12 protein-coding genes are annotated in these 14,790 nt (G+C 63.1%); all 12 read right to left on the minus strand.

Annotated features, from left to right (window positions below; translation table 11 throughout):
• Nucleotides 1-687, minus strand: coding sequence for a cytochrome c oxidase subunit 3 family protein (locus tag LAN64_09075; protein MBZ5567988.1), 687 nt, complete (start codon nucleotides 685-687; stop codon nucleotides 1-3).
• Nucleotides 653-2,281 carry a cytochrome c oxidase subunit I gene (gene ctaD / locus LAN64_09080; GenBank protein MBZ5567989.1) on the minus strand — a complete coding sequence of 543 codons (1,629 nt, stop codon included), beginning with the start codon at nucleotides 2,279-2,281 and terminating at the stop codon, nucleotides 653-655. The genes LAN64_09075 and ctaD overlap by 35 nt, the downstream gene beginning before the upstream one ends.
• A gap of 14 nt (nucleotides 2,282-2,295) precedes the next feature.
• Complete coding sequence (gene coxB / locus LAN64_09085) at nucleotides 2,296-3,297, minus strand: cytochrome c oxidase subunit II (protein ID MBZ5567990.1); 1,002 nt, start codon at nucleotides 3,295-3,297, stop codon at nucleotides 2,296-2,298.
• Between the two features lie 3 nt (nucleotides 3,298-3,300).
• Nucleotides 3,301-4,128, minus strand: a complete 828-nt coding sequence (locus LAN64_09090; GenBank protein MBZ5567991.1) for an SCO family protein — start codon at nucleotides 4,126-4,128, stop codon at nucleotides 3,301-3,303.
• A 290-nt stretch (nucleotides 4,129-4,418) separates the two neighbouring features.
• Nucleotides 4,419-4,961, minus strand: coding sequence for a hypothetical protein (locus LAN64_09095; protein ID MBZ5567992.1), 543 nt, complete (start codon nucleotides 4,959-4,961; stop codon nucleotides 4,419-4,421).
• On the minus strand, nucleotides 4,954-6,162 hold the full coding sequence (locus tag LAN64_09100; protein ID MBZ5567993.1) for a hypothetical protein: 1,209 nt from the start codon (nucleotides 6,160-6,162) through the stop codon (nucleotides 4,954-4,956). The genes LAN64_09095 and LAN64_09100 overlap by 8 nt, the downstream gene beginning before the upstream one ends.
• On the minus strand, nucleotides 6,159-6,776 hold the full coding sequence (locus LAN64_09105; protein MBZ5567994.1) for a cytochrome c: 618 nt from the start codon (nucleotides 6,774-6,776) through the stop codon (nucleotides 6,159-6,161). Before LAN64_09105 ends, LAN64_09100 begins: the two co-directional genes overlap by 4 nt.
• Nucleotides 6,777-6,858: 82 nt before the next feature.
• Complete coding sequence (locus tag LAN64_09110; GenBank protein ID MBZ5567995.1) at nucleotides 6,859-7,392, minus strand: DUF3341 domain-containing protein; 534 nt, start codon at nucleotides 7,390-7,392, stop codon at nucleotides 6,859-6,861.
• The gene (nrfD, locus tag LAN64_09115; protein MBZ5567996.1) at nucleotides 7,389-8,789 is read right to left on the minus strand and encodes a polysulfide reductase NrfD; all 1,401 of its coding nucleotides are present in this window, start codon (nucleotides 8,787-8,789) and stop codon (nucleotides 7,389-7,391) included. Before nrfD ends, LAN64_09110 begins: the two co-directional genes overlap by 4 nt.
• Complete coding sequence (locus tag LAN64_09120) at nucleotides 8,789-11,893, minus strand: TAT-variant-translocated molybdopterin oxidoreductase (protein ID MBZ5567997.1); 3,105 nt, start codon at nucleotides 11,891-11,893, stop codon at nucleotides 8,789-8,791. Before LAN64_09120 ends, nrfD begins: the two co-directional genes overlap by 1 nt.
• Before the next feature lie 122 nt (nucleotides 11,894-12,015).
• On the minus strand, nucleotides 12,016-12,714 hold the full coding sequence (locus tag LAN64_09125; protein MBZ5567998.1) for a cytochrome c family protein: 699 nt from the start codon (nucleotides 12,712-12,714) through the stop codon (nucleotides 12,016-12,018).
• A gap of 475 nt (nucleotides 12,715-13,189) precedes the next feature.
• On the minus strand, nucleotides 13,190-14,632 hold the full coding sequence (locus LAN64_09130) for an aldehyde dehydrogenase family protein (protein MBZ5567999.1): 1,443 nt from the start codon (nucleotides 14,630-14,632) through the stop codon (nucleotides 13,190-13,192).
• Between the last annotated feature and the right edge of the window lie 158 nt (nucleotides 14,633-14,790).

Here is a 14,790-nt window from a genome sequence, read left to right on the forward strand (position 1 = left end):
CTATGCCTTCTTGTGCGCGATCAGGTAGAGCAGCGGATAAAGGAAGATCCACACTACGTCCACGAAATGCCAATACAGCCCACTGACGTGCACCGGGCTGTAATACACGGGCGAGTACCGTCCTCGGGCGGCCCGCCAGCCGATCACCGCCAGCAATCCAACGCCGATCGTCACGTGCAGCGCGTGCAGCCCGGTCATGACGAAATAGATGTAAAAGAACATCTGCACCGCCCGCGGATCCGGCACCGCCAGCTTCCACAGCGCACCCGGCACAGCGCCTTCCACGAAGTGAGCGTGGTACTCGATTCCCTTCAGCACCAGGAACGCGACGCCCATGGCCGAGGCGATCCACAGGTAGGTGGCGCACATCCGGTTCTGCCCCACCTGCACCGCGTGCACCGACAACGCCACCAGCAGGCTGCTGCACAGCAGGATTACGGTGTTGATCGTCCCGAGCCAGAAGTTCATGTGCTCGCTGCCGATCACCCAGGCGTCGTAGTGCGCGGTGCGGTACACCAGGTACGCCGCGAACAGCCCGCCGAAGAACATGATCTCGGTAACCAGGAACACCCACATGCCCAGCGTGGAGCTGGCGCGCTGCTGTTCCATGTCGGCGAAGTGGTGCCGCAGGCCGTGCGTCGCGACTGCCGAGCTATCGTGCAATCGGGACCTCCGCCACCGTGGCATAGTCGTAGGCTTCCCAGGTCACCACCGGGGTTTCAGGGAAATTTTCCGTCGGCGGCGGCGACGGCGTGCGCCACTCCAGCCCGGTAGCGGCCCACGGGTTGTCGGGTGCGACTTCACCGTAGCGCAGCGACCACAGCAGGTAAATCAACGGCAGCACATATCCCACCGCCAGAATGGAGGCGCCCGCTGTCGACATCACGTTCAACACCTGGAACTCCGGCGGATACGCGTGGTAGCGCCGCGGCATCCCCAGGTAGCCGAGCACGAACTGCGGGAAGAAGGTCAGGTTGAAGCCGATGAAAATGGTCGCCGCCGCGATCTTGCCCCACGCCTCCGGGTACATGCGGCCGCTGATCTTCGGCCACCAGAAATGGATTCCGGCCAGGTAACCCATCACCGCCCCGCCCACCATGATGTAGTGGAAATGGGCGATCACGAAGTAGGTGTCGTGCACGTGGACGTCAATGCCCAGCGCCGCCAGGTACAGTCCGGTCATCCCGCCCATGGTGAACAGCCCGATGAAGCCCATGGCGTAGAGCATAGGCGTGGCCAGTGACACCGACCCTTTGTACATGGTCGCCATCCAGTTGAACACCTTGATCGCCGACGGCACGGCCACGAAATAGCTGAGCAGCGAGAACACCAGCGCCGCGTACGCCGATATGCCCGCCACGAACATGTGGTGCGCCCACACCAGGAACCCCAGGACGGCAATCGCGATCGAGGCCAGCGCCACCGCGGCGTATCCGAATACGCGCTTGCGCGAAAACGTCGAGACCACTTCCGAGATCACCGCCATCGAAGGCAGGATCATGATGTACACCGCGGGGTGCGAGTAGAACCAGAACAGGTGTTGGAACAACAAGGGGTCCCCGCCCAGCCGCGGGTCGAATATGCCCATGTGGAAGGCGCGTTCCAGCGCCACCAGGGTCAGCGCAATGGCCACCACCGGCGTGCCCAGCACCATGATCACCGAGGTCGCGTAGTGGCTCCAGATGAACAGCGGCAGCCGGCTCCAGGTCATGCCCGGGGCGCGCATACGGTGGATGGTGACGATGAAATTGAAGCCGGTGAAGATGGAGGAAAAACCGGCAATGAAGATCGCCACCACCGCCGTGATCACGTGGGTGTTGGAATAGGTGCTGCTGAAGGGCACGTAAAACGTCCAGCCGGTATCTACGCCGCCGGTCAGGACCACGTACATCATCAGCCCGGCGCCGGTGATGTACATGTACCAGCTCGCCAGGTTGATCTTGGGGAACGCCAGGTCCTTGGCCCCGATCATCATGGGCACCAGGAAATTTCCGAGGGTGGCGGGAATCGACGGGATCAGGAAGAAGAACACCATGATGATCCCGTGAATGGTAAACATCTTGTTGTAGGTGTCCGACGACATCAGGTCGCCGGCCGGGGTCAGCAGTTCCAGCCGAATCATGGTCGCTGCGAAGCCACCCACGAAAAACATCGCGGTGATGGAAAGCAGGTAGAGAATACCGATGCGCTTGTGATCGGTGGTCAGCAGCCAGCTCCCGACCCGGAAATCGGTGTTCAGGTAGTTCTCGCGTTCGACTGCCGGTGCGGCAATAGTGGCCATAGATAAAAATCGCCTCAGCGGCTCCTCGCAGGGGCCAATGCAGGATGCGGCGGTGCAGCCGGGCGGGTACTGCCCGGCTCGCGCAGCTCCGGTTGTGACAACGACTTGATGTAGGCGGCCAGCGACAGCAATTGCTCCTCGCTCACGATCCCCTGGAATGTCGGCATGATCGGCTTGAAACCCGCCACCACCTTCGCTCCCGGGGTGAGGATGGATTCGCGGAGGTAGTTGTCGTTGGCGGTGACCGTGCGCCCGTCATCCAGCAGTACCGGCTTGCCGTACAGCCCCACCAGGTTCGGCCCGCGCCCCGGCGTGTCGAAGCGGTGGCAAGTGGTGCAGCCGAGTTGCTGGAACAGCTTCTGCCCGGTGGAGGCCAGCGATCCTTCCGCGTTCCCGCCCGACAGCCACGCCTGGTACGCCGCCGGCTCCATCACCACGACCTCGCCGATCATGCCGGAGTGCATGGTGCCGCAGTATTGCGTGCAAAACAGGTGATAGCTCCCCGGCTTGGTGGTCTGGAACCACGTCGTCGTGTAGCGTCCCGGCAGCACATCCTGCTTCACCCGGAACTCGGGCAGAAACAGGCTGTGGATCACATCCTGGGAAATCATCGTCAGCCGGATGGCGCGTCCCAGAGGCACGTGAAGCTGGTCGATCTCGCGCTGTCCCTGCGGGTGCTCGAACTTCCACATCCACTGCTTGCCGACCACGAAGACTTCCTCCGCGTCCGGCGACGGCTGCGCCCAGGTCATGTAAATCCCCGCGCTCCAGAGGAACATGACCATGAAGATGCCGAACGGGATCAGGGTCCAGGCCGCCTCCAACGCGTTCGACCCTTCAATGTGCGTGGCAACTGGGTTCCTGGTCCGCCGGAACTTCAGCGCGAAGATGAAAATCAGGATGAAGATCATCAGCGTGAAGAAGCCGGTTACCGCCAGCATGAAAATCATGAGCGCGTCGGTGCGACCCGCCAGCGTCGAGGCCCGTGCCGGCCACAGGGGTAGCGTCTGCCACATCGGCTAGCTCCCTCCCGCCCGGCGGCTTCCGCCGCTCTTCACGTTGTGCCTTGGTTCCAGCCTGAACATCGCGATCAGAAATCCGCCCAGCACCACCATGGTGATCACGCCCACGACCTTCAGCACCCGCGAGATGATCGCGCCGTACCGCCCAGTGCGCGGGTCGTAGTGGTAGCAGTACAGCAGCACCTGGTCCACCATGGTCCCGATGTGTCCCTGCGAAGCCTCCACCATCCCCAACCGCAGGTCCTTCGGCGAATATTCAACTCCGTAGTAGTACTGCGCGATTTTGCCCTGCGGCGTCAGGACCATGATGGCGGTCGCGTGTGCGAACTGCTGCGTCTGCGCGTCCCACTGATAGTGGAAGCCGACCGCCTTGGTCAGCGCATTAATCGAGGCCGGCTCCCCGGTCAGAAAATGCCAGCCCTGCTCGGCGCCGGGACGTCCGTAGCGCCGCAGGTAGGTGACCTTCTTTGCTCTTGCCAGCTCCGGCTTCTCTCTCGGGTCGAAGCTGACCGCCACTACGTCATACTCTTTGCCGATGTCGAACTTCAGCACGGAGAACGCGCTCACCATCCCGCTCAGCACTTCGGTGCACAGCATGGGGCAGTCGTAGTACACCAGCGCCAGCACCACCGGCCTCCTGCCGAAGTAGTCGCCCAGCTTGACCGTCCTGCCGTCTTCATCCTTGAACGCGAGATCAAGCGGTACCGGTGCGTTCAGCTTCTGTTCGATGGCGATGTTGTTGAGGATTTGCGGCGGCGGCGGCGCCGGCGTCACCACGGGCGGCCCCATCCCCTGCCCCGCCGCCAGCGCGCTCATCATCAGCACGCAGACTGCAAGCAGTTCCCTACGATTTATTCCGACTGCACAAATCACGATTGCTCCAACTCCTTGGCGGTTGTCGGTTATCGGTGTTCGGTAGCCGGGTTCGCAATTGATCGATGACCGAAAACGATGACCGACAAATAAATCCCACGCCAACTCCTAAGGAAACTCTGATCAAGCACGTCGTCAGTCCCTGAGCGGCTAAAGCCGTGCTATTTCTGCGGCATTTTCGGACGGCCTGAAGACCGTCCCCTTCAAAAACCGGAGTTGATCAGACCCTCCCTAACTACTCACTACTGGTTTCCCTTGGGCTCGGTTCCTCCACCCTCTCCCGCCGTGGTGCCGTCACCGCTGCCGAAGCTTGCCCGCGGCGGCAGCATCGGCTGCGGACGCACCGGCAATCCTCGTTGCAACACGATCTCCATCGCCCGCTCGATCGGGATGTGCGCCACGCCGTTTTTCTGATCCACCCAGCCGTAGCTGTTCAGTTGTTCCTCCTGCATGGTGCGGAACTTGTTCAAGTCCGTCACCGGATCAGGCTGCAACTGCGGCGCCGGAAAGCGCAGCACCGGGTTGCTGGTGGAACTCCACGATGGCGGCACGACCACCGCATTCCGTGGCGCCGGCGTCAACTGATTGCGCGCGAAGTACCGCAGCAGCCCCCAGGAGATCAGGTGAATCGCCACAATGGTGACAGCCAGCGAGATCAGAAACCACACGATGCCGCGCGCCGCCAAGTCGCTGCGGTCGTACATGGTTTCCGGATGGCGCGCCGTCCCCTGCGGAATCTCGGGTTCCGTTTCCGGCCGCCTCGACTCGTCTTTCGCTTCACTCATGCTGCTTCGCCAACAACGCCGCCAAGTGCGGATCATGCAACGCGACCAGCGGCCGCCGTCTCAGGTTCCACAGAAAATATCCCAGCCACAGCGCCGACATCGCCAGCGGCAGCACCGCGTCCAGCCAGCTATAGTGCAGTTTCGCCGTGTCGAAACTGGGTTTGATGTTCCAGTACAGGTCCAGGTACCGCATCAGGATCAGCCACACCGCAATCCACATCAGCTTGCGCGAATTTTGTTTCAGGCCGCGCGACAGCAACAGCGCGAACGGAATCGCGAAGTGCCCCACGATCAGCGCCAGCCCCATCGCGCCCCAGTCGCCCTTAATGCGGTCCTGGAACCAGTGGATCTCCTCCGGCAGGTTGCCCGACCAAACGATCAGCCACTGCGAAAAGCTGAAGTACGCCCACAGCATCACGAAGGTGAGAATCAGCTTGCCGTAGTCGTGGAAGCTCCGCGTCGTCAGCACCTCCGACATGGGCCCACACGACCGCAGCCTGTGTCCGACGATCGTCGCCAGGCACAGCGCAATCAGCCCCTGGCCCACCATGAAGATCAGCCCGTAAATCGTCGAGGTAAACTCCGGCGTCAGCGACATCACCCAGTCGATCACCGCGAAGGTCAGCGTCCACCCGTAAATAATGATGCCCACCGCGCTCAGCGCCTGAAAACGCTTGTCCGGCGGGCGTTCCGGCGGGCGGTCCTGGGCCGCCGACCACGTCAGCAGGAAATACGCCATGACGCCCCACGCGATGAAGTACAGGACCCCGCGCGCCAGGAACAGGTTCGGATTCAGGTACTGCGACGCCTGGTGCATCAGGTGCTCGCTGCGCTTCAACTCCTCGGGATTCGCCCACGGATAATTCAGGTGCAGGTACGCGCCGAGGACGATGGGAATGAACGCCGCCGCCAGCATGGGCAGCGTGCCCATGGCGGCTTCCAAGATGCGCCGGATTCCCACGCCCCAGTCTCCGCCGGTCAGGTGACACACCATCAACAGCGCCATCGCGCCTAGCGTCGGCCCCAGGCAGAGCATGAACGCCAGCAGGTAGGAATGCATCGCCTGCCGCGGCTGCGCCACCAGCCCGGCGAGCGCTGCCAGCGCCAACACCGCACCCACCAACAGCGCGCGCTGTTGCAGCCTAGCGAAGGTCGGCGGTGCGGTGAAGTCCCGGTTCTCGAGGCGCACGTCGCTGCTCATTCCTTCCTCTCCGGCACGCCTGGCGCTGCGCCTGGAGGCAACGTCGCTCCGCTCGGCGCCGCGCTCGGAACCTGCACCTGCTGTGACGGCATCTGCTGTCCCGCCGGTACCGCGCTTGCCGGCGCGTTCTGGCTGAACTGCAGCACCCGTATATACGCCGCGATCGCCCAGCGGTCGCGCGTGTTCACCTGCGCCGCGTAATCCGGCATGACGCCGAAGCCGTTGCTCATGACGTCAAAGAAATGTCCCAGCACCGCCTGCCGCAACCGCGGCTCGTGAAACGACGGCGGCCTGCGGAACCCGCGCTGCACGATCATCCCGTTCCCGTCTCCCAGCCGCGAATGGCACGGCGTGCAGAAGATATCGAAGCGCTCGCGCCCGCGCTCCAGCACCGCCCGCGTGGCCGGGAACGGCATCGTGTCGCCCGGTTTCCCGTTGATCATCCCGGTGTGCAGGTAAGTGTCTTCGCGCAACTGCCCGCGCGCCACCGTGCCCTCCGGCGGCGTTCGCGACCCGCGCCCGTCCGCGAAAAAATCGCTCTGCCGCAGCGGCAGGATCTTGGGCTGCACGTGCATGTCGTTGCGGCAGGCGGTCAGCATCGCCGTTGCCATCATGACCAGCAGCACGCAGGCAATTCGCAAATTCGGCAATTCGACAATTCGACTATTGTCAAGGCGCCGCCATTTCAACTCGCCCCTAATGCGGCACCTCCGTGATCATTCGCGGTCCCAGGCTCGACAGGAACTTATAGGTCGTCTCCCGATCGAATTTCGGATCCATCGCCTCGATGCACAGGAAAAACTTGTCGCGCGAGGCGAAGCTGAAGCTGGGCACGTTGAACAGCGGGTGATACGGCATGGGCAGCCCGTTGATCGCCAACATCCCGAACGCCGCCGCCAGTCCGCCGAACAATACCGTCATCTCGAAGCACACCACGATGAAGGCCGGCCAGGAGTGGAACGGCCGCCCGCCGACGTTGGTGGGATACGCGATCACGTTGATCCAGTACTGCATCACGTATGCCGTCGCCAGCCCCAGCACGCCGCCCACCAGGCAGATCAGCGCCACGCCGTCCTTGTGAAAGCCGATCGCCTCGCTCAATCCCTCCACCGGAAACGGGCTGTAGGCGTCCATCTTGCGGTAGCCTTCCTCATGCGCGCGCCGCGCCGCCGCCACGATTTCCGCCGGCGTGTCGAATTCCGCTACCAGTCCATAAATCTGCGGCTTCATGACTGCGACTCCAGCGGCGCCTTCGCTTCCGAGGAGGGCAGCAGGCTTTTCATCTCGGCGATGGAAATCATCGGCATCACGCGGATGAACAGCATGAAGCACAGCGTGAAGAACCCGATGGTTCCGATGAACGTCATCCAGTCCCAGCGCGTCGGAATGTAAATCCCCCACGACGATGGCAGGAAATCCTGCGACAGGCTGACCACCACGATCACGAAGCGCTCCAGCCACATCGCCACCAGGACGACCAGCGAGACGAACCACAGCAGCTTGGGCGTGAACCTCACCTTCTTCGTCCACAGCACGTTGACGAACCCGACGTTGATCGCAATCAGCGCCCAGTACAGCGCCCGGTACGGCCCGTGCATGCGGTTCCAGATCAGGTGCTTGTCGTAGAGGTTGCCGCCGTACCACGCCATGAAGGTCTCCATGATGTAGCCGTAGGCGACGATGAGCCCGGTCGCCAGCATGATCTTGGCGCAGTTGTCCAGGTGCCGGTCGGTGATCATGTCTTCCAGGTTGTAGATGTGGCGGATGGGAATCGCCAGGATCAGCACCATGGCGAATCCGGAATAGATCGCGCCGGCCACGAAGTACGGCGGGAAGATCGTGCTGTGCCATCCCGGCACGATGGCGATGGTGAAGTCGAAGCTCACCACCGTGTGCACCGAGAGCACCAGCGGCGTGGCCAGGCCGGCCAGCAGCAGGTACGCGGTTTCATAGCGGTGCCAGTGGCGCGCCGAGCCTCGCCATCCCAGCGCCAGCACGGCGTAGATCATGCGCGCCGCGCGGTTCTGCGCCCGGTCGCGCAGCGTCGCCATGTCCGGCACCAGCCCGATGTACCAGAACACCAGCGAAATCGTGAAATAGGTGGAAACCGCGAACACGTCCCAGACCAGCGGGCTGCGGAACTGCGGCCACACCGTCATGGTGTTGGGATACGGGAACAGCCAGTAGAACAGCCACGGACGCCCCAGGTGGAGCAGCGGGAACAGGCCCGCCTGCATGACCGCAAAAATCGTCATCGCCTCCGCGAAGCGGTTGATCGAATTGCGCCACGACTGCCGCAGCAGCAGCAAAATCGCCGAGATCAGCGTGCCCGCGTGGCCGATTCCGATCCACCACACGAAATTCACGATGGCGAAGCCCCACGCCACCGGGTGGTTGATGCCCCAGATCCCAACGCCCTGGTACATCAGGAACCCGATCGCGTACAGCAGCACCGCCGAAAGCATTCCGGCGATTCCCACGCCCACGAACCAGCCCAGCGGCGTCTGCTTGGTCAGCACGATGGCGCTGATTTTGTCGGTGATCGTGGCGAAGGTGTGTCCCGGCTGCAATACCGGCGGCTGCTCTTGCCCGACCGCCATCGCCTCGCCTGGATCTTTATGCGCCATCAGAAATTCTGCTCCGGTTGCTGCTGCCTGTTGGTGGCAGGAATTTCGGGATTCGGGTTCAGCACCGCCGCCATGTACGTCGTCCGCGGCCGCGTATTCAGCTCTTCCAGCACCCCGTAATTGCGCGGGTGCCGCTTCAACCGGCGCACCGAGCTGTTCCGGTCATTGATGTCGCCGAAGATGATTGCGTTTGCCGGGCACACCTGCTGGCACGCCGTCTGGATCTCGCCGTCGCGCACACGCCGGCCGGCTTCTTCCGCCGCGATCCGCCCGTTGGTGATCCGCTGCACACAGTAGGTGCACTTCTCCATCACCCCGCGGCTGCGCACCGTGACCTCCGGGTTGCGCACCATCTTGGTCTGGGGCGTGTTCCAATCGTTGAACAGCAGGAAGTTGAACCGGCGCACCTTCCACGGGCAGTTGTTCTGGCAGTAGCGCGTGCCCACGCAGCGGTTGTAGACCATGTCGTTCAGCCCCTCGCTGCTGTGCACCGTCGCGCCCACCGGGCACACCACCTCGCACGGCGCATCCTCGCACTGCATGCACGGCAGCGGCTCGAAGTACATGCGCGGGTTCGCTGGGTCGCCCTCGTAGTAGCCGTCCACCCGCAGCCAGTGCATCTTGCGCCCGCGGAGCGTCTGCTCTTTCCCCACCACTGGAATGTTGTTCTCCGCCTGGCACGCGACGATGCAGGCGTTGCATCCCACGCACGAGTTGAGGTCGATCTCCATCCCCCAGGCGTACTCCTTGTACTGGTAATCCGGATAGAGCGTGTCCTGGCGCGGCGGCGCGATGTTGTTTTCGTGAGCGAAATTCGGCATCTCCTGGTAGGTCTCCAGGGGCGCCGCGCGCACGATGTTGCGCCCTTCCAGCGCCTGGTAGCCCTGCAGCGACGCCACCTTGTACGTCGCCCCGGTCTTGCTGACCTTGGCTCCGCTACCGAAGTTCAGCGCATCGGACGGACGCACTTTGTAAGCATTGAAGCCGTGGTCGTTGCCGGTCCGGCCCGCGCGCGTGCGTCCGTATCCGAAAAACGCGGTCAGGCATCCGTCCGGCTGTCCCGCCTGCGGCCACAGCGGCGCCTCGACCTCCCGGCCGCGGTAGCTCAGCTTCACCATCGTGGTGTCCTGCCCCGGCGGCACGCCGAGCCTCTGCGCGTCAGCCGGGCTGATGAACACCACATTGTCCCAGGTCAGCTTGGTGACCGGCCTTTCCAGCTCTTGCAGCCACGCGTTGTTGGCGAACCGTCCGTCGTACACGCAGGGATCGTGCCGAAACGCGATCTCGAATGAACTATCCTCCGGCTTCGACATATCAACGCCGGGCAGCGGCAGCGGACCTTGCCCAGAAAGCTCGGTCCGGAGAGAAGAAATCAAGGACGTGTTATTGGTGATCCGCAGCGTCTTCGGCTTGAACTCCGTACCCTCCATGAAGCCGTCGTGCACCGCGCGCCGCCAGAATGCTTCGAAGTCCGCGCCCTTGTACTGCGATTTCCAGAACGTCCGGACCAGGTCGTAAGACGATGTATCCGGCTGGCCGTTGAACACCGCCAGCACCTCGTGCGCGCTCCGCCCGCCGTACAGCGGCGCGATCAGCGGCTGCACGATGCTCACCATCCCGTCGATCGCTCGCGTGTCGCTCCACTCTTCCAGAAAATGCGCCGCGTTCACGTGCCAGTGCGTGTACACCGAAGTCTCGTTCTGATAGATCCCGTGATGGATGCGCAGCGGCACCTTGCCCATGGCCGCGGTGATGTCCAGATCCGCCGGCGCATCGAACACCGGGTTTCCGCCCAGGATGAGCAGCAACTCCACGTTTCCGGCGCTCATGTCGGCGACCAGTTCCTTGATGGACTCAACCTGGCTGACCGGCCCTTCCACGATCGGGTCGGTGTAGATCACCGTCGTACCCTGCGCGCCCAGTGCGTCGTTCATCGCGTGCGCCAGCGCATGCACCACCGCCGGCTGGTATTCACCGGGAATGATCACCGACTTTCCGCGATGCTGTTGCAGATCTTTCGCCAGCGCGTCCAGCCACGCGCTGTGCTCCGGGCGCACCGTTCCGCCGGCGCTTACTCCCAGCCGCGAAGCCAACGCCCGCGCGTACTGCTCGATCTCCGAAGCGCGCACCGGCAGCCGGTGGTCGGCCTTGAAGCCCGACGTCGTTGGCGTGCTCTCGATGGCGTAGGTTCGGTTCATGCCCGCCGGATTGTCCGGGTTGCGCCGCTTCGCCCACGCGCGCGTGTGCATGGTGAACCCGGGAAAGCCGGCCATCAGGAAGTCGGCATCGAGGGAGACCACGATGTCGGCGTTCTCCAGCAGGTAACGTGTTTCCACCGGCTGCCCAAAGGCCATCTGCGCCCCGCCGCGCGCACCATCGCGGTTCACCGGCTGCCACTGGCTCCACTTCATCTGCGGGAAAAGTCCTTGCAAGCTGCGGATCTGGGCGAGCAGCGTCGGTGACGAGACGGACTGCGTCAGCAAGCGGAATCCTGCGCCGCCGGCCGCTTTCTGCGCCGCGATCGGCCCCTGCATCGCGCCCACGAACGATGACCATGGCCGCACCTCGCCACCGTAGGTGCTTGTCTGCGAGCGATCGGGATCGTATAAATCCAGCAGCGCCGCCTGTGCGTACACGTCGGTCGCCCCCCCGCTTGCCGGATGCTCGGGATTGCCTTCCAGCTTGGTCGGGCGCCCCTCGTAGCTGCACGCCAGCAGCGGCTCCGCGTAACCGCCAAAGTCCATTGCCGTCGCGAAAAACAGTGGCCGCCCGGGAATGATCTCTTCCGGCTGCCGCACGTAGGGGACAATGCTCTCCACCGGCAGCTTGGTGCAGCCGCTCAATCCGGCCAGCGCCAGCGACGCGCTCATCAGTTTGAGAAAATTCCGCCGCGAAAAGTCGCCGCCCGTCCACTCGCTCGCCTGCCGCGGAAATTCCCGGTGCAGCAGTTCTGCGAAGCCCTCGCTGTCTGCCAGTTCCTCCAGGCAGCGCCAGTACTGCGGCCCCTGCGCCGCCTCCAGCTTCGCCCGCACCGCATCGAGATCAAGCGTTGTACCGCTCGCCGGCCGAATCTGCACCAACTCGTCTTGTCTTTCTTCGCTCATCCGCTTTCTATCGAACCCGATTAGCTTTTGCCTAGCTCAGAACTCACACCTCACCAGCAACTCGCAACTTTCTTGCCATCGACCATCGGCCATCGACGCTATTACCAACGACTAACGACACTTCACCGATGGCACGTATCGCAACTCGTGATGGCGTACACGCTCCGCACCCGGAACTTGGACTTCAGATACGTCCCCAGCGACTGCTGGTCGGCAAATTTCTTCCCGTCCATCTCCAGCGGCCTTTCCCCGCTGGGCGGCTCATAGCGCATGTTGAAAATTTCCGCCCGCGGACGCAGGAACTTTTCCGGCGCGCGATGGCAGTTCAGGCACCACTCCATCTGCAGCGAAGCTTCCGCGTACATCAGCGGCATACGGTCCACCGGCCCGTGGCACGACGCGCATCCCACGCCCTTGTTGATATGAATGCTGTGATCGAAATACACAAAGTCGGGGATCTGGTTGGCGCGCTCCCACACCAAGGACTTCCCCGAGCGGAAGCTCTCTCGCACCGGCGCCAGCATCGCGGCGTTGGTCCAGATCTGCGCGTGGCAGTTCATGCAGGTCTTGGTGGGCGGGATACCGGCAAAGCTCGAAACCTCCACCGTCGTGTGGCAGTAACGGCAGTCGATGCCCAGCCCTCCGACATGGTGCTGGTGGCTGAACGGCACCGACTGCGTCCGCGCCACCCCCCGCCAGCTCGTGTACGGCGACCTCTGCACCTGCTCGGCCACAAAAAAGAATGCCGCCACAGCCACCACGCTGAGCGCGATGGACATTCTCGAAATTGTGTTCGTGCTGCGGTGGAATACCTGGGCCATCTATCCGCCCGATCCTCGTCTTGCTGGGTTGCGGGTGCAGCGGTGGAATACATTCCGCCGTAGTCCATCACACGTTATCGTGACGTAGGTCACGAAAACCCGTGATTGTAGCAAATCGTCCCACGACGTTTCTCCGCCGCGGGGCCGCCCAAACGCGCGCAGGAGCCGCCCCCGATGCCGCCATCCGCGTGCTTTCGCCGGCGCCGTTTTGCACCGTTAGGAGAGCCGAAACTTCTTACCCCTGATCAGCAACCGTTGGCCAAGGAAAAATACCGGGCACTTTCCGACGCCAGTTAACAGCCGACGCGCAGTTCGCATCCCACGGTTGTATTGACGCAGATGATCCAGGCCGCTCTGACGCACCAAGAAAATTTCATTCAGACTCGCATCTCTGGCGGATAGTTGCGGAAGATAGAGCGCGGTCCGGTGGGGGGTGTGTTCGCGCTCTTGATTTTCGCTAATGCCCGACTCCGAACTACTGGATGTTCATCACCAGCAGTTTCCTCTCCGTCATCTCCTCGATCGCGTACTTCAGCCCTTCGCGGCCAAGACCGGAATCCTTCACACCGCCGTAGGGCATCTGGTCCATGCGCCAGGTGGGGATGTCACCGGCGATGACGCCGCCGACCTGCAGTTCTTCAAAGGCGCGGAAGATCAGGCGCGCGTCGCGGGTGAACACTCCGGCCTGCAATCCCCAGGGCGAATCGTTGACGCGGCGCAATGCTTCATTGAAATCATCGTAGGGTTCGACAGTCACGACCGGGGCGAAGACCTCCAGACAATTGACGCGCATACCCGGCTTGCTGGCGGTGAGCACCGCCGGTTGCACGAACGAACCTTGACGCTGGCCGCCGCACAGCAGCTTGGCGCCGCCGGCGACCGCTTCCTGGATCCATTCGGCGGCACGGACGGCGTCGGCTTCGCGGATCATCGGGCCAACATCGGTGCCAGCGTCCAGCGGATCGCCGATTTTCAGATCTTTCGCGCCCGCGACCAGGTGGTCGGTAAACTCCTGCATGACTTTGCGCTCGACAAAAATTCGCTGCACCGAGATGCACGTCTGTCCGGCATAACCGAATCCGCCGGTGACGCAACGCTCAGCAGCCTGCTTCAGGTCGGCATCGCCGTGCACGATGCAACCGGCATTGCCGCCCAACTCCAGCACGACGCGCTTCTTGCCGGCTTTCTTCTTCAGCTCCCAGCCAACGGCGGAACTGCCGGTGAAGCTCAGCAGTCTGATGCGCTCGTCGGTGACCAGCGGCGCAGCGTCCTCGTTGCTGAGGTTGAGTACGTTGAGCGCGCCGTCGGGCCAGCCGGCCTGCTGCACGAGCTCGGCGAGCATGAGCGCACTGAGCGGGTCCTGCGGCGGCGGCTTCAGAACGACGGTGCAGCCGCAGGCGATGGCGGGCGCAACCTTGTGCGCCACCAGGTTCAGCGGGAAGTTGAAGGGCGTGATCGCCGAGATCGGGCCCAGAGGAAAGCGCTTCACAATTCCCCAGCGTCCAGTGGCGGCGGGCGCGGTGTCCAGCGGCAGAACCTCACCGTTGATGCGGGTACTCTCTTCGGCGGCGATGAAGAAGGTCGCGATGCCGCGCTCGACTTCGGCGCGAGCCTGCTTGAGCGGCTTGCCGGCCTCGCGCGCCAGCACGGTGGCAAACTCGTCCTTGCGCGCGGCCAGCGCTTCGGCAACGGAGCGCAGCACGCGCTGGCGTTCGTAGGCGGGCAAGCGGCGCGTGGTCTCGAAGGCCTTCACGGCCGCCGCGATGGCGGCCTCGGCGTGGCGCCGCGTGCCGTACACGACGGCACCGACGATCTCCTGATCGTAGGGGGCGCGAATCTGGTGCAGTTCGCCTTCGGAGATCCAGCGTCCGTCGAGGAGGAATCCGAAGCTCTTGACTGGCGTCAGTGTGGTGCTCATGGGGAGATTTTAGTCTCTTCGCGGGTTGTCGGTTTTCGCTCGTTGGTTATCGCTTTTCGATGTCTTGGTACGTAAGTGGTCGGACCAGGAGATACCCCCCTCCCCCTACCTGATCTCTTAGAATCACTATTTTGCGCAGAGTTGGTCTGCAAAATATT

It is taken from the genome of Terriglobia bacterium (genome assembly GCA_020073185.1).
Lineage (GTDB): Bacteria > Acidobacteriota > Terriglobia > Terriglobales > Acidobacteriaceae > JAIQGF01.